Annotated in this window: 13 protein-coding genes; 6 read left to right on the plus strand and 7 right to left on the minus strand. The window is 60.8% G+C overall.

What is annotated here, in order from left to right; genetic code table 11:
• Positions 1–54: 54 nt before the first annotated feature.
• The 7 genes from HMPREF2971_RS04270 to HMPREF2971_RS04300 form a co-directional block, all read right to left on the minus strand.
• A complete protein-coding gene (locus HMPREF2971_RS04270) occupies positions 55–1,146 on the minus strand; it encodes a 6-phosphogluconolactonase (protein ID WP_070691563.1) in 1,092 nt (363 codons plus the stop codon).
• Positions 1,139–2,125 carry a glucose-6-phosphate dehydrogenase assembly protein OpcA gene (locus HMPREF2971_RS04275; protein WP_070506340.1) on the minus strand — a complete coding sequence of 329 codons (987 nt, stop codon included), beginning with the start codon at positions 2,123–2,125 and terminating at the stop codon, positions 1,139–1,141. The genes HMPREF2971_RS04270 and HMPREF2971_RS04275 overlap by 8 nt, the downstream gene beginning before the upstream one ends.
• On the minus strand, positions 2,122–3,669 hold the full coding sequence (gene zwf, locus HMPREF2971_RS04280) for a glucose-6-phosphate dehydrogenase (RefSeq protein ID WP_070506339.1): 1,548 nt from the start codon (positions 3,667–3,669) through the stop codon (positions 2,122–2,124). Before zwf ends, HMPREF2971_RS04275 begins: the two co-directional genes overlap by 4 nt.
• Positions 3,670–3,946: 277 nt before the next feature.
• Complete coding sequence (gene tal / locus HMPREF2971_RS04285; RefSeq protein WP_070543464.1) at positions 3,947–5,050, minus strand: transaldolase; 1,104 nt, start codon at positions 5,048–5,050, stop codon at positions 3,947–3,949.
• Between the two features lie 187 nt (positions 5,051–5,237).
• A complete protein-coding gene (gene tkt, locus HMPREF2971_RS04290; RefSeq protein ID WP_070691565.1) occupies positions 5,238–7,340 on the minus strand; it encodes a transketolase in 2,103 nt (700 codons plus the stop codon).
• Between the two features lie 701 nt (positions 7,341–8,041).
• Positions 8,042–8,992 carry an ABC transporter permease gene (locus HMPREF2971_RS04295; RefSeq protein WP_070691567.1) on the minus strand — a complete coding sequence of 317 codons (951 nt, stop codon included), beginning with the start codon at positions 8,990–8,992 and terminating at the stop codon, positions 8,042–8,044.
• Positions 8,989–10,122 carry an ABC transporter ATP-binding protein gene (locus HMPREF2971_RS04300; RefSeq protein WP_070543471.1) on the minus strand — a complete coding sequence of 378 codons (1,134 nt, stop codon included), beginning with the start codon at positions 10,120–10,122 and terminating at the stop codon, positions 8,989–8,991. The genes HMPREF2971_RS04295 and HMPREF2971_RS04300 overlap by 4 nt, the downstream gene beginning before the upstream one ends.
• A gap of 177 nt (positions 10,123–10,299) precedes the next feature.
• On the opposite strand from HMPREF2971_RS04300, the gene HMPREF2971_RS04305 reads away from it, so the two are divergent.
• The 6 genes from HMPREF2971_RS04305 to HMPREF2971_RS04330 all read left to right on the plus strand — a co-directional run bounded on the left by HMPREF2971_RS04305 (position 10,300) and on the right by HMPREF2971_RS04330 (position 16,039).
• Complete coding sequence (locus tag HMPREF2971_RS04305; protein WP_070691569.1) at positions 10,300–11,160, plus strand: helix-turn-helix transcriptional regulator; 861 nt, start codon at positions 10,300–10,302, stop codon at positions 11,158–11,160.
• Positions 11,161–11,348: 188 nt separating this feature from the next.
• Positions 11,349–12,806 carry a Fe-S cluster assembly protein SufB gene (sufB, locus tag HMPREF2971_RS04310; RefSeq protein ID WP_049337647.1) on the plus strand — a complete coding sequence of 486 codons (1,458 nt, stop codon included), beginning with the start codon at positions 11,349–11,351 and terminating at the stop codon, positions 12,804–12,806.
• Positions 12,806–14,080: a Fe-S cluster assembly protein SufD gene (gene sufD / locus HMPREF2971_RS04315; RefSeq protein ID WP_049337646.1), complete on the plus strand. Its 1,275-nt coding sequence runs from the start codon at positions 12,806–12,808 to the stop codon at positions 14,078–14,080. Before sufB ends, sufD begins: the two co-directional genes overlap by 1 nt.
• Positions 14,081–14,099: 19 nt before the next feature.
• A complete protein-coding gene (gene sufC, locus HMPREF2971_RS04320; protein WP_049347000.1) occupies positions 14,100–14,858 on the plus strand; it encodes a Fe-S cluster assembly ATPase SufC in 759 nt (252 codons plus the stop codon).
• Between the two features lie 40 nt (positions 14,859–14,898).
• Positions 14,899–15,228, plus strand: coding sequence for a metal-sulfur cluster assembly factor (locus tag HMPREF2971_RS04325; protein WP_012903572.1), 330 nt, complete (start codon positions 14,899–14,901; stop codon positions 15,226–15,228).
• A 235-nt stretch (positions 15,229–15,463) separates the two neighbouring features.
• Complete coding sequence (locus HMPREF2971_RS04330) at positions 15,464–16,039, plus strand: Ltp family lipoprotein (RefSeq protein WP_070691571.1); 576 nt, start codon at positions 15,464–15,466, stop codon at positions 16,037–16,039.
• Positions 16,040–16,086: the final 47 nt, after the last annotated feature.

Below are 16,086 nucleotides of genomic sequence, written 5' to 3' on the forward strand. Positions count from 1 at the left end.
ATAGATGTCTATCCGGGGCTCCACTCTTTTGTTGATGCAGTTCAGAACCGAACCTTACGGGCGGTTCTCAGGAGCCAGCGACTCCTCGGTTGCAAAAATCAGGGTCTGCTTCTTACCGCGTGCACCCACCGCCGGGGTTTCCAACAGCAACTCCGCGTTCAGGTCCTCAGCGTCCAGCTTCGCGCCAGCCAGAAGGCGGCTGGTCGCAGCCTGCTTATCCTCACCGGTGATGAGGAAGAACACGTGACGCGAATTATTGATAATCGGCAGGGTCACCGACACGCGCTCAGCCGGCGGCTTCGGCGAATCAGAAACCATCACGGTCACAGCCTTACCGCCCTCAACCGGGTCCTCCGGCAGACCGGTACCCAACAGAACCTGCTTACGGCCCGGGAACAGGGACGCAATATGACCGTCCGGGCCCATGCCCAACAGGGTGATGTCAAAGACCGGTGCGGGCCACTGGCCGCCACCACCACCGCAGCCTCCGCCGCCGCATCCGCAACCACCTGCGGGCTCAGTAGCCTCAGCGTCAAAGTCTTCGAGAGTGGTCTCTTCGATGGACTGCTCGGGTGCGGAAGAGCCGCAACCGCCGCCACCACAACCACAGCCGCCGGAGCCGCCGTGTTCGTGACCCGCGCCGCCACCGTGACCGCCAGCCAGCGGCAGTTCGGTTGCGCCCTCGGGCATCTGCACGCTCACAGCCGGTGCAGAACCGGCGTAATCACGCATCTCAAAAGCGTAGTGCTCGGCGGCAGCCTCAAGGCCGGTGAAAATATCGGACGGGCCCATGCGGTGCACATTGCCCACAACCAGGCCGTGCGACAGCAGGGGAGCGAGCAGCACCTCAATAGCCTGACCGTCATTACGTTCGGGGCTACGCTCGGGCACGTAACGCTCATCGGAGAACCAGAAGTGCACGCGGGACCAGTCGATATCCTTCACGCGCTCGTTCTCAGCCCACGCCTTCAAGGTGGCGATACCCATCGTGCCGCCGGTCAGCGAAATGTGGGCGATGGTGCGCTCAGAGAGCACGTGTTCAATGATGTCGAGGATGCGAGTCACCGCGTCCGCTGCGAGAGCGTCGCGGGTCGGGTGCGCCACCAGGGTGGGGGTGGATGCGCCCATGTTCTGAATCTTAGGCATCGAAAACCTCCGGGTATTCTTCGAGATCCAGCATGTCTTCAGGCTGGCAGGTGTCATCGACGAGGGTGACGGTGCACAGCGCCTGTTTCAGCACGTCACCGTAGGTGTCGTCCGGGTCGAGGCGGCGCAGCTCCTCAGAGATGCACTCGGCAAGGGTACGCACCGGCAACGCAATCTGCTGGTCGGGTGCGTACGGGGTGGAGATGGTCGCCACGGAAATGCCGGGGCGGAACATCGTCACGGAACCGTCTTCACGCTCAATGCTGACGCGGTACAGGCCGCGGTTTGCCGCGCCGATGGTGGCGAGGTGTACGGGCGCTTCAAGCTTCCAGCCGAGCCACGTACCGAGCAGCACCACGGACGGGGACTTGCTCGAACCCCACACAACCACGCGGCGTACGGGGGAGGAGGGCATCTGCTCCAGGAGCGCAGCCAGTTGGGTGCGCCACAGGGTGAGGCGGGTCCACGCCAGGTCGGTATCGCCGGCGCGGTACACCTCGGCGAGGTGCTTGAGAGCCTCTTTCGGGTCCTCAGCGCGCGCAGAATCGGTAATGCGACGCTGAGCGATACGACCGATGGAGTGCTGTGCTGGGTTCTCCGGAACCGAGTGCGGCCACCAGACCACAATCGGGGAGTCAGGCAGTAGCAGACCGGAAATCAGTGCCTCAGTCGGGCGGGATGCGCTACCCCAGCCGCGCAGAACAATCATCTCGGATGCGCCGGTGTCGCCGCCCAGGTGGATTTCTGCATCCAGCTGGTCAGGGTCGAGCGGGTCGTGGGAGATGTGCATGATAATGCGGCTCGGGTGTTCGTGGGAGGCACGAATTGCGGCGCGCATCGCTTCGCGGGAGTGGCCCTTTTCCGCGAGGACAACGAGGGTGAGTACTCGTCCGCTGCTGAGGCTACCGTTGGCTGCAGCCAGGTTGCTCAGTTCCTTGTTGATAGCGGAAACGGTGGTGTTATGCAGGTGCGAGATCACGGGCGCCTCCAAGCGCGGTTGTCACGCTCAAGCATCTCGTGTGCTGAACGCGGACCCCACGAACCGGACTCGTAGGGTTCAGGCTTAATGCGGTTTTCTTCCCAGTACTCTTCGAAGGGGTCGAGGATCTTCCAGGAGAGCTCAACTTCTTCGTGGCGGGGGAACAGCGGCGGCTCGCCGAGCAGAACGTCCAGGATGAGGCGTTCGTAGGCTTCGGGGGACTCTTCGGTGAAGGAGTGGCCGTAGCCGAAGTCCATGTTGACGTCGCGGATTTCCATCTGGGTGCCGGGCACCTTCGCGGAGAATCGGATGGTCATGCCTTCATCGGGCTGCACGCGGATGACGATGGCGTTCTGGCCGACCTGCGGGTTTTCACGTTCGCCGAAGAGACGGTCGGAGGACTTCTTCAAGACCACGGCGATTTCGGTGACTCGGCGGCCCAGGCGCTTGCCGGCGCGCAGGTAGAAGGGGGTGCCTTCCCAGCGGCGGTTTGCGATGGACACCTTCAGCGCTGCGAAGGTTTCGGTGCGGGAGTCTGCGGGGATGTCGTTCTCGTCGAAGAAGCCGTTGACGTGCTCGCCGCCCTGGTAGCCTGCGGCGTACTGGCCGAGTGCAAAGGAGTTCGGCAGGTCGTCGATACGGACTGCTTCGAGGACCTTCGCCTTCTCGGCGCGCAGGTGCTTAGCGTCGAGGCTGAGGGGCTCTTCCATGGCGGTGAGAGCGAGCAGCTGCAGCAGGTGGTTCTGGATGACGTCGCGGGCCGCACCCACGCCGTCGTAGTAGCCTGCGCGGGAGCCGATGCCGATGTCTTCAGCCATGGTGATCTGGACGTGATCCACGTAGTGGGAGTTCCAGAGGGGCTCGAACATCTGGTTGGAGAAACGCATCGCCAGGATGTTCTGAACGGTTTCCTTGCCCAGGTAGTGGTCGATGCGGAACACGGCGTCGGGCGGGAAGACTGCCTCCACGATGGAGTTCAGCTCGCGTGCGCTCTCAAGGTTGTGGCCGAAGGGCTTCTCAATGACCACGCGGCGCCAACCGTCGACGGGGTTGATGGTGTCGTTATCGCGGGATGCGAGGTCGTGTTCGGCGAGCTTGGTGAGGACCTGCTCGAATGCCTTCGGGGGGATGGAGAGGTAGAAGGCGTGGTTGCCGTGAGCGCCACGCTCGTCGAGTTCGGCAAGGGTGCTCTTGAGTTGTTCATAGGCTGCGTCGTCGTTGAAGGCACCTTCAACGAATCGCATGCCCTGCTGGAACTGGTTCCATACGTCCTCGCGGAAGGGGGTGCGGGCGTTTGCCTCAACAGATTCACGCACGTAGGCGCGGAAGTCGTCATCGCTCCAGGGGCGGCGGCCGAAGCCGACAAGGCCGAAGCTCGGCGGGAGCAAACCGCGGTTCATGAGGTCATACACTGCCGGAAGCAGCTTCTTGCGGGCCAGGTCACCGGTTACGCCAAAGAAGACGAGCGCGGACGGCCCCGCAATGCGGGTAATGCGGCGGTCGCGAGTGTCCCTGAGGGGGTTCGCTTCATGACCGTTAGTCACAATATATTCCTTTGATTGCCTTGGTTGGTTCGTGCGGCGCGCGGTTCGTACCTTGTCGCGCGGAGGCGATGCCGCATTCTGGAAGGTGTGTACCCTGTATTGTACCGGTTTTGACGGGATTGTCTCAGTGGCACCCTAATTCACCGAGATTCCCCGAACGGTGAAGCTCTGGCGGGAACCCCGGCGGATTAGGATGCGGTGCCGCGGTGCGCATCGGGCGGTGCACACCGACAGTGTTTAGTGCCACGCTATATTTTCGATGGCTACTGGGGTGCGGCTACTTGGCCTGCTCGAGTGCCTCGCGGACGGTCTGCAGCAGCTCTTCCCAGGAGACGTCGAACTTGGACAGACCCTCAACCTCGAGCTTCTCCACGACCTCGGTGTAGGAGACACCTGCGGCACCGATAGCGTCCAGAACCTTGTTGGATTCGGAGTAGTTCGGAACGATAGTGTTGCCGGTGATTTCGCCGTGGTCAGCAACAGCGTTCAGGGTTGCCTCGGGCATGGTGTTCACGGTATTGGGTGCGACCAGGCCGGTGACGTACAGGGTATCCGGCAGCGAAGGATCCTTCACGCCGGTGGATGCCCACAGCGGGCGCTGTACGTTCGCGCCGTGTGCCTGCAGGCGTGCCCAACGCTGGGAGGAGAACATTTCCTCGAACACCTCGTAGGCGAGGCGTGCGTTTGCCAGGCCTGCCTTGCCCTTGAGCTGCACAGCGTCGCCGCCGGCAGCTTCGAGGCGTGCATCGATTTCGGTGTCTACGCGGGAGACGAAGAAGGATGCGACCGAGTGGATGGTGGACAGGTCCTTGCCGTTCTCCAGCGCCTGCTCCAGGCCGAGCATGTAGGCGTTGATGACCTCGCGGTAGCGGGTCAGGGAGAAGATCAGGGTCACGTTCACGCTGATGCCAGCAGCCAGGGTCTCTGCGATAGGGCGCAGACCTTCCTGGGTTGCGGGGATCTTAATCATGACGTTTTCGCGGCCTACACGCTCGTAGAGTTCACGTGCCATCTTGGCGGTGCCTTCGGCGTCGCGTGCCAGGCGGGGGTCAACCTCGATGGAGACGCGGCCGTCAAAACCGTTGGATGCCTTGTAAACGGGTGCGAACACATCGCAGGCTGCGCGTACGTCGTCGCAGGTTGCGGCGAAGACTGCCTCTTCAACGCTTGCGCCAGCGGCGGCAAGTTCACGCATCTGCTCAGCGTATGCGGCACCCTTGGAGAGCGCGCCAGCGAAGATGGTGGGGTTGGTGGTCACACCGACGACGTTGTGGGTCTTGATGAGTTCGGCGAGGTTGCCGCTGGTCAGACGCTCACGGGAGAGGTCGTCAAGCCAGATGGAGACACCGGCGTCGGAAAGCTTCTGAGTGGACTCAGACATGTGAAAACCTTCGATTCTTTGTCGAAATTGAAAATGTCGAAATTGAAATTTGAGATATCGGCGAAATCTTCTGGGCGGCGGGAGGCTCCGGCTGAGCGGTCAGCCGGAGCCTCCCCGTTGCGTCCGCGCCCCACACGTACAAGGGGGAGCGCAGTGTGCGCGGCAGTTACCGCGGCGTTGTTATTGCCTACTTAGCGGCGGCGATGGATTCCTTAGCGGCAGCCACGACAGCCTCCGCGGTGATACCGAATTCGCGGTACAGGGTCTTCGCATCGGCGGATGCGCCGAAGTGCTCGATGGATACGGCGCGGCCGGCGGTGCCGAGCAGGTCGTACCAGCTCATTGCCAGGCCAGCTTCGATGGAGACGCGGGCTGCAACCGAGGAGGGCAGAACCGACTCGCGGTACTCTGCGTCCTGCTCAGCGAACCACTCACGTGAAGGCATGGAAACCACGCGAGCCGCGATGCCCTGCTCTGCGAGGGTTGCGCGAGCCTGAACAGCGAGCTCAACCTCGGAACCGGTAGCGATCAGGATGACGTCCGGGGTGCCCTCGGTGTCAGCCATGATGTAGCCGCCGCGTGCGGTGCCCTCAGCGGAAGCGAACTTCTCGCCCTCAGCGTCTGCGTGCACGTCTTCACGAGCCCAGACGGGCAGGTTCTGGCGGGAGAGCACGATACCTGCGGGGCGGTCGGACTTCTCCAGGATGGTGCGCCATGCGACGGCGGTTTCGTTAGCGTCCGCGGGGCGAACCACGTCGAAGCCGGGGATGGCGCGCAGGGCGGAGAGGTGCTCGATCGGCTGGTGGGTGGGGCCGTCTTCGCCCACGCCGATGGAGTCGTGGGTCCACACGTACACTGAGGGAACGCCCATCAGTGCGGAGAGGCGAACGGCCGGGCGCTGGTAGTCGGAGAACACGAAGAAGGTGCCCGAGAATGCGCGGGTCGGGGAGGAGAGCACAATACCGTTAACGATTGCTGCGGCAGCATGCTCACGAATACCGAAGTGCAGCACGCGGCCGTAGGGGTTACCGGTCCAGTCTTCGGTGGTTCGCGATGCCGGGTTGAAGGACTCTGCCCCCTTGATGGTGGTCAGGTTCGAGCCGGCGAGGTCAGCGGAGCCGCCCCACAGTTCGGGGAAGGTGTCAGCAATAGCGTTGATGACGGTGCCGGATGCCGCGCGGGTTGCCACGGAGGTGCCAGCCTCGAACACGGGGAAAGCAGCCTTGTAGTCCGCGGGCAGTTCGCCTGCAACGAGGCGCTTGTACAGTTCGGCGCGCTCGGGGTTAGCCTTAGCCCATGCCTCGAACTTCTCGTCCCATGCCTTGTGTGCCGCAGCGCCGCGCTCGACGAGCTGGCGGGTGTGTGCTAGCACGTTCTCCTCGATGAAGAAGCTCTTGGCGGGGTCGAAGCCGAGCAGTTCCTTGGTTGCGGCGACCTCTTCGGCACCGAGCTTGGAGCCGTGCACTGCGCCGGTGTTCTGCTTGGTGGGGGCGGGGTAGCCGATGATGGTGCGCAGCTCAATGAAGGAAGGCTTGTCGGTGACAGCCTTCGCACGCTCAATAGCGGCGTAGAGTTCTGCGACGTCCTCAACGTAGTCACCGGTGCGGGTCCAGTCCACGCGCTGAACGTCCCAGCCGTAGGACTCGTAGCGCTTTGCCACGTCTTCGGTGAAGGCAACGTCGGTGTCTTCTTCAATGGAGATGTGGTTGCGGTCCCACACGACAATCAGGTTGCCGAGCTCCTGGTGACCTGCGAGCGCGCACGCCTCAGCGGTGACGCCTTCCTGCACGTCACCCTCGGAGGCGATGACGTAGACGTGGTGGTCGAAGGGGGAGGTGCCGGGGGCAGCCTCGGGGTCGAACATGCCGCGCATACGACGCTGTGCGTAGGCGAAGCCAACGGCGGATGCCAGACCCTGGCCGAGCGGGCCGGTGGTGATTTCTACGCCCTTGGTGTGCTTGTATTCGGGGTGGCCGGGGGTGAGGGCACCCCAGGTGCGCAGGGCTTCCAGGTCCTTCATTTCCAGGCCGTAGCCGCCGAGGAACAGCTGAGTGTACAGGGTGAGGGAGGTGTGGCCGGGGGAGAGGATGAAGCGGTCACGGCCTTCCCAGCGGTCGTCGGAGGGATCCTGGTTCATGACCTTCTGGAAGAGCAGGTAGGCGACCGGCGCCAGGCTCATTGCGGTGCCGGGGTGGCCGGATCCGACCTTTTCTACGGCGTCTGCGGCGAGGATACGTACGGTATCTACGGCGCGCTGGTCGGTTTCTGTCCACTGGAAGTTCTCTGCCACGTGGGTGTCCTTTCACAACGTGAGTGGATGCGCCAGCAGGCTTGTGCTAGCGCGCTGTTCATCGGGTGTAACGTGCCTTCGGGGGTGCTTATTCCCGCGCCGGTAGGTACCCGGGTAGGTGCCTTGGTAAGTACCCGGTAGGTGCGGGGAGCCTGGAGGTTTGTTTCGACCCTTTCGTTTTAACAGGATAGTTCACTGGGCGGAAGTATCCGGTGTGTGAATGCAGACATTCACAGGGTGATACGGGGCTGAGATGGAGAAAAAGCGACGCTACAACGCGGGCTCCGCGGATTTCGCGGTGCACGTTTGAGCTGTGTTTCTGAGCTATGCGCTGAATATTGTTCAGTAACGTAACAATTTTTGTGTAAGTGGTGAAGCTCATGTTAAGGTTGAGCAGGAAGGTTGTAGACCGAAACAGTGGTTGGGTCGGTCTGCATCTCGGTGATTGAAGCCCCTCCTCCGCGTAAGAACCGTTGATTATCTTACTGTGGTGGTGAGATAAAAGGTTCTGGAGGAGGGTGCTTTCTTTTAGTCTCGGACCGTGCACTTTGTGCGTGGTTGAGACTAAAGGTTTGTGTTATATGTATGGGCGCCGGATATGATCGGAACATATCCGGCGCCCGTCTTTTAATTTGCGATGAGAAGAAGCTCTGTCTGCTCTTGCACTGTCTGCGCTTGCGCTGTCTGTATTTGCGCTGCCTCTAGTCGGACCACTTGAACTTACGTGAGGCAACAAACCCAATGACCACGGTCCACACAATGAGGACCCAGTGCGGTTCGGCAAGCCACTGATGCTGAATGAAGTTGCCGCGCAGCGCGTCGCCCAGAGCCGCCGAGGGCGACCACGCCACAACCCCGGCGTACCAGTCAGGGAAGGACTTCAGCGGGAACACCACGCCGCCGGCACCGGCAAGAATCACCCAGGCGATATTCACGATGGCGAGGGTCGCCTCCGCACGCACCGTACCGGCGATGAGCAGGCCCAGCGCCGTAAATGCGCCAGCACCCATGATCATCGTGATGATGGAGCGGGAGACGGCGATAGCGTCCGGGCGCCACCCCAGGCCGTACCCCAGAACCGCCACCAGGGTGAACTGAATCGCTACGACCACCAGCACCGCAATGCACTTGCCCATAATCAGGCCGTTACGGCCCAGGGGAGTGGTCGCCAGGAACCGCAGCACGCCGTAGCGGCGATCAAAACCGGTGGCAATGCCCTGGCCGGACAGCGCCGTAGAAATCACGCAGAGCGCCAGAACGCCGGGGACCGCCGCGTCCATGCGGGAGACCCCCACCGAGTTCGCGTACTCATCGATCAGACCGGTGAACCGCAACGCAATGAGCGCCATGACGGGAAAAATAATGTTGAGCATCAGCTGCTCGCCGTTGCGGAGCATCGCCATCGTCTCGTAGCGGCCCTGCTCAATCACACGCACGAGCGGGTAGTTCGCGCGCGGGGGAATGTACTCCTCATCTTCGTCAATAGAAGAGACCTTGGGGCGGGTGTCTACGGCGGAGCGGGTGTTCGCGGTGCGTTCTTCCATTCGGTTCCCTTCCGCTTGGTTCTCTTTTGCTCGGCTCTCTTCTGCAGGCTTTTCTTTTACTTGGTTTTCTGCTGCCCGGTTATTGTTAGTGCGTGCGGTGTTGCTCATCGGATATCACGTCCTGAAATGTCGAGGAAGACATCCTCAAGAGTCTTCGGTTCCATGGTGAGGGAAATCGGCATGAGGTAACGCTCGGCGAGCGCTGAGGTGAATGCCGCCAGATGCTCGGGACGCAGTGCGCCGACCAGCTCATACGCGCCGGGTACGGAGGGTGCACCGTCACGAGCCGGGGTGTAGGGCACCTTCTCGATGAGCTCCACACCGGCACGCAGATGCGCGGGCAGCAGCTGCTCACGGGTGGGGGTGGGTGCATCCAGGGTGTACTGCAGGCGGTTCGTGCCGTCGCTGGCGATGAGCTCGGAGACGGTACCTTCTTGAACCGTGGTGCCGTTTTCAATGATGTAGACGTAGTCGGCGAGCTTCTGCGCGTCGTCAATCAGGTGCGTGGTGAGCACGATTGCGGTTCCGAGTTCACGCTGTTCACGAATAATGTCGAAGACAACGTTGCGGGATTGCGGATCCAGACCTGCGGAGGGCTCGTCGAGGAAGAGCACGTCCGGGCGGCCAATGAGGGCGGCGGCGAGAGAGACGCGCTGCTTCTGACCACCCGAGAGGCGGCGAATCGTGGTGCCGTTGAAAGCGTCAATGCCCAGGCGTTCTGCGAGCTCTTCGACCGGGTACGGGTCGGTGTACATGGTCGAAATATGCTCGAGCAGCGGGATGGGGTGCATGGCGTTGGGCAGGCCGCCGTCCTGGAGCATAATGCCGACCTTGGCGCGTAGCTCCGGGTCCGCCTGCAGCGGGTTTTCTCCGAGCAGGCGCACGGTACCGCGGGTTGGCTTGAGCAGGCCCTGAGCGCAGGCGAGGGTCGTGGTTTTGCCAGCGCCATTAGCACCGAGCAGGACGACCACTTCACCGGGGAAGACGCGCAGGTTGACCTTGTTGACGGCGCGGTAGAGCCCGCTGGCGGTGAGCCGTTCGGGGTATTTGGTGCGGAAGGCGCGTGAGGGCTTGAACTCTTTGATGAGGTCTTTAATGCTGAGCGCCGGTTCTTCGGCGATGATGCGTCGTCGTGCGGTGGGGGAGGCGCTGGGCTCCGTGTGGTGCTCAGCGTGTGCCGTTGACACGGCGGATGCACGCCCCGGGTGGTCCTGCTGGCCCGCGGTGGTGGTCTCCATAGACAGTCACTTTCGATTTTTTCGATGATGAGCGTGTGTGTGCCCCCTTCATCTTATGCCCTAACTCACGTCTAAGGCACGCTCGTTACGACCCAAAAGTTCGCTTTAAGGTAGAAAAGCTAGCAAGTAGGGGTACCTAACTAGCCAAAGAAAAACTAATTAGGACATACTTTATTTGTGTATTCCGTGAATAAGACCCCTCAGCGCGCCTCAATGAACGAGGCGCAGACCCGAAACGGCACCCGAACTGCCGCCTCGGGCTCTACTGGTGCTTCCAGTACAAAGTCCTCCGCGGCACGCACATCCAAGCGCAAAGCCGAGGCAGAAGAACGCACCAGGGACCGCGTCCTACGCGAAGTCCTTAACAATGGCCCCGTATCTGCAGCAACCCTCGGTGAGCTCCTCAGCCTCACCCCCGCAGCGGTACGCCGCCACCTCGACGCCCTCGAATCCAACAACATGATCGAGGTCGCACCCATCAAAAAGCACGGCGCCGGAGCTGGACGACCCGCCCGCCGCTACGTGATCGCCCCCCAGGGCCACGAACGCCTCGGCAACGACTACCTAATCATTGCCCGCAATGCCCTGCAAATGCTCCGCGACACGGTCGGCCAGGAAGCCCTCGAAGCTTTCGCCTCCGCCCGCGCCGCAGACATGGAAGCCCGCTACCGCCCCGTCGTAGAAGCCGCCGGTGACGATGTGGCAGCCCGAGCGCAGGCGCTCGCAGAGGCAATGAGCAAGGACGGTTTCGTGGCGACCGCTCAGGTCACCGCACCTCCTGCAGGACGAACCGTTCCCGAGCATTTCCTTGCAAGTATTCAGCTCTGTCAGGGTCACTGCCCGGTGCGCGACCTTGCTGGAGACTTCCAAGTGTTCTGCGAGCAGGAAACCGGGATTATTTCTGACCTGCTCGGCGTTGATGTCCGTAGGCTTTCAACCATGGCTTCGGGCGCTCACGTGTGTACCACACACGTGCCCCTGAACCGTATCACCGCCGAGAGTGCGAAGAACGCAGAAGAATCCGCACCTTCCGCGTAACAATCACCGCAGTACCCGGCGGCGCACCCCGATGAACCCCTCAAGGGTGCAACCCGCACGCTGAAACCCGCCCACGACCACATCGCATCACGCATTGTGGTTGAGTGCGGCATCAGCCCCCTCAACTACCGCGCCTGCAACCGGCAGGTGGCGGCGAGAAATGTAATAACCATCGAAGAAAGGCCGTAATGACTGAGAAAGTTGGGCAGAACGCCAACGACACCGTCATTTCAGAGATCCTGGAGATGAACCCCGAACTCGAGGGCATTGGCAACTACGAGTACGGTTGGGCAGACTCCGACGAAGCAGGCCAGGTAGCAAAGCGCGGCCTGGACGAGAACGTCGTGCGCGACATCTCTGCAAAGAAGAACGAACCCCAGTGGATGCTGGACATGCGTCTGAAGGCGCTGAAGTTCTTCGAGCGTAAGCCCATGCCCACCTGGGGCGCGGATCTTTCCGAAATTGACTTCGACAACATCAAGTACTTCGTGCGTTCGACCGAGGGTCAGGCGACCTCTTGGGAGGAACTGCCCGAGGACATCCGCACCACCTACGAGCGCCTGGGCATTCCCGAGGCGGAGCGTAACTCCCTCGTCGCGGGTGTGGCTGCACAGTACGAGTCTGAGGTCGTGTACCACCAGATCCGTGAGGACCTGGAGCAGCAGGGCGTGATCTTCGTCGACACCGACACCGGTCTGCGCGAATACCCCGAACTGTTCAAGGAATACTTCGGCTCCATCATCCCGATTGGTGACAACAAGTTCTCCGCGCTGAACACCGCCGTATGGTCCGGTGGCTCCTTCGTGTACGTTCCCCCGGGAGTCCACGTGGAGATCCCGCTGCAGGCGTACTTCCGCATTAACACCGAGAACATGGGCCAGTTCGAACGCACCCTGATCATCGCGGACGAAGGCTCCTACGTTCACTACATTGAGGGCTGCACCGCCCCCATCTACAAGTCCGACTCCCTGCACTCCGCAGTGGTTGAGATTGTGCTGAAGAAGAACGCACGCGTTCGCTACACCACCATCCAGAACTGGTCGAACAACGTCTACAACCTGGTGACCAAGCGTGCGGTTGCGCACGAGGGCGCCACCATGGAATGGGTGGACGGCAACATCGGCTCGAAGGTCACCCAGAAGTACCCGGCTGTTTACATGGTCGGCGAGCACGCTAAGGGTGAGACCCTGTCCATCGCATTCGCGGGTGAGGGTCAGCACCAGGACACCGGTTCGAAGATGGTTCACATTGCACCGAACACCTCCTCGACCATTGTGTCCAAGTCCGTGGCACGTAACGGCGGCCGCAGTGCGTACCGTGGCCTGGTTCAGGTTCGTGAGGGTGCTAAGCACTCCAAGTCCTCCGTGGTCTGTGACGCACTGCTGGTGGACACCATCTCCCGCTCCGACACCTACCCCTACGTGGATGTCCGCGAGGACGATGTGACCATGGGTCACGAGGCGACCGTTTCCCGCGTCTCCGAGGACCAGCTGTTCTACCTGATGCAGCGCGGCCTGAGCGAAGAAGAAGCAATGGCGATGATCGTCCGCGGCTTCGTTGAGCCTATCGCCCGCGAGCTGCCGATGGAGTACGCACTCGAACTGAACCGCCTGATCGAACTTCAGATGGAAGGATCTGTGGGCTAATGCCGACCAACGAAGAAACCCTGGGTTACCACTCCCCGATCATCCCCGGCATGGACCAGGAGGGCGAGAAGCTCGCCACCGAGTTCGCCCACGATGACACCCTGTACCGTGCCACCGAGGCACACCACCAGGGCTCCAACCCGAACAACATCCAGAAGGTACTCGAAGCATCCCGTGCAGAGCGTAAGACCTCCTACAACGTGGAGGACTTCGCGCCCCTGACCGGTCGTGAAGAGGACTGGCGCTTCACCCCGCTGAAGCGTCTGGGTGGCCTGCACCTGGAGAAGCTGACCGGCACCGCACCGGCACCGCAGATCACTGCACCCGAGCAGGTTCAGGTTGAGACCGTCTCCCGTGAGGATGCACGCATCGGCTCCGCAGGTATCCCCGAGGACCGTGTGGCAGCGAACGCGTGGTCCAGCTTCACCGAAGCAACCGTGGTGACCATCCCCGCCGAAGCTGAACTGGCTGAGCACGTGGAAATCGACATCACCGGCACCGGCAACGAGGCAGCCGCGCAGCACATCGTGATTGAGGCTAAGCCCTTCTCGAAGGCTGTCGTGGTTCTACGCCACACCGGCTCCACCGTCCTGGCACAGAACGTTGAGTTCGTGGTGAACGACGAGGCTGAGCTGAACGTTGTTTCCGTGCAGCAGTGGGCTGACGACGCAATCCACGCCTCCGCACACTACGCTAAGCTGGGCCGCAACGCACGCTTCAAGCACGTTGTGGTGTCCCTCGGCGGCGACCTGGTGCGCGTGACCCCCTCCACTAAGTTCACCGCTCCCGGCGCTGAGACTGAAATGTACGGCCTGTACTTCGTAGACGCAGGTCAGCACATTGAGTCCCGCCTGTTCGTGGACCACTCCGTACCCAACTGCAAGTCCCGCGTGACCTACAAGGGCGCGCTGCAGGGTAAGGGTGCGCACTCCGTATGGGTTGGTGACGTTCTGATTGGTAAGGATGCAGAAGGCACCGACACCTACGAGCTGAACCGTAACCTGCTGCTGGAAGTCGGCCCCCGCGCCGACTCCGTGCCGAACCTGGAGATTGAGACCGGCCTGATTGAGGGCGCCGGCCACGCATCCACCACTGGCCAGCTCGATGAGCAGCACCTGTGGTACCTGCAGGCTCGCGGTATCCCGGAGGCTGAGGCACGCCGTCTGGTCGTGCGCGGCTTCCTGAATGAGATCATTCAGCAGATTCGTGTTCCCGAACTTGAAGAGCAGCTCACCGAGGCCCTTGAGGCAGAGCTCGCCCTCAGCAACAACTAAGCTTTACCAGGAGAAATCAATGTCTACTCTTGAAATCAAGGACCTTCACGTCTCGGTCATCCTCGATGACGAAACCACCAAGCCCATCCTCAAGGGCGTTAACCTGACCATCAACTCGGGCGAGATTCACGCCATCATGGGCCCCAACGGTTCCGGTAAGTCCACCCTGGCTTCCACCATCGCCGGCCACCCCAAGTACCAGGTTGATTCCGGCCAGATTCTGCTGGACGGCCAGGACATCACCGAGATGAGCGTTGACGAGCGTGCCCGCGCCGGCCTCTTCCTCGCAATGCAGTACCCGGTTGAGATTCCCGGCGTGACCATGTCGAACTTCCTGCGCTCCGCAAAGACCGCTGTGGACGGCAAGGCTCCCTCCCTGCGTACCTGGACCAAGGACGTTAAGGAAGCCATGAAGAACCTGGAGATTGACCCCGACTTCATCGCACGTAACGTGAATGAGGGCTTCTCCGGTGGTGAGAAGAAGCGCCACGAGATTCTTCAGCTTGAGCTGCTCAAGCCCAAGTTCGGCATCCTGGACGAGACCGACTCCGGTCTGGACGTTGACGCACTGAAGATCGTTTCTGAGGGCGTGAACCGTGCACACGAGGCGAACGACATGGGCGTCATGCTAATTACCCACTACACCCGCATTCTGCGCTACATCAAGCCGCAGTTCGTGCACGTGTTCGTGGACGGCAAGATGGTTGACCAGGGCGGCCCCGAGCTGGCTGACCGCCTGGAAGAAGAGGGCTACGTTTCTTACGTGGGTAAGAAGTAAGCTTCTTCTCCTTATCGGATTCTGACAGAAAGATAGAACTATGACTGAGACTGTGCAGGTTCGTGTTCCTCAGGAAGAAATTGAGGAAGCCCTCAAGGAGGTCATTGACCCGGAGCTCGGCGTCAATATTGTTGACCTTGGTCTGCTCTACGGTCTGCGCTGGGATGAGGATGGAACCCTCATTCTGGACCTGACTCTGACCACCGCGGCATGCCCGCTGCAGGAGGTTATTGAGGAGCAGGTTCAGAGCAACCTGGAGAACCTGGTTGATTCTTGGCGTGTGAACTGGGTTTGGATGCCGCCGTGGGGCCCGGAGCGTATTACTGAGGACGGCCGCGATATGATGCGCGCGCTGGGCTTCAACATCTAAGCTCCTGACCGCAAATAAAGTACCCGCCCGGTGCGGAAGGTGTATGCCTTCGGCACCGGGCGGGTATTTTTATGCGATATCAGATATGCGAGCAGTGAATGCTTGTTCTGAGCAACGCCAATTTTTGCCACTTTGACAATGGGGGGGGGTCAAGTATATTTCCTTGTGAATCATACACTCACATCATATTTAGGCTCCTTATGCAATGGTTGCTTGAGGATGCCGAAAGGAAATCATGGCACAAAAGATTATTGCCGCGGACGGTTCTGTCTACGTTAAGAAGAAGCCTTTCTACCTCCGTTGGTGGTTTATCACTCTCGTTATTCTTGTTCTTCTTGGCGGTTGCGCTTCGATGATGGGCGGCGGCTCCAGCAAGTCTACGAGTGCGAGCGCTTCTTCATCTTCTGCAGCTGTTGATTCTTCTGCTGTTGCTGAAGCTTCTCAGGAATCTAACGGTGATTCTTCCTCTGCGGCTACGAGCGAGTCCAACTCAAAGCAGAACGATAACAGCGTTCCCAGCGAATATAAGTCTGCTTTGAAGAAGGCAGAGTCTTATTCTCGCACCATGCACATGTCCAAGCAGGGTATCTACAACCAGCTCACCAGTGAATTTGAAAAGTTCACTCCTGAAGCTGCTCAGTACGCTGTGGACAACATGAAGGCTGACTGGAACGCAAACGCCCTGGAGAAGGCAAAGAGCTACCAGAAGACCATGAACATGTCTCCTGAAGCAATCCGTTCTCAGCTGACTTCTTCTTTTGAAGGTTTCACTGAGGAAGAGGCTGACTACGCAGTCACTCACCTGAGCTAATTCAATAGATGATTCATAGAAGCCGCCCGGCATGGAACACATTCCAT

Source organism: Rothia sp. HMSC066G07 (assembly GCF_001814485.1).
In the GTDB taxonomy this organism is placed as follows: Bacteria; Actinomycetota; Actinomycetes; order Actinomycetales; family Micrococcaceae; genus Rothia.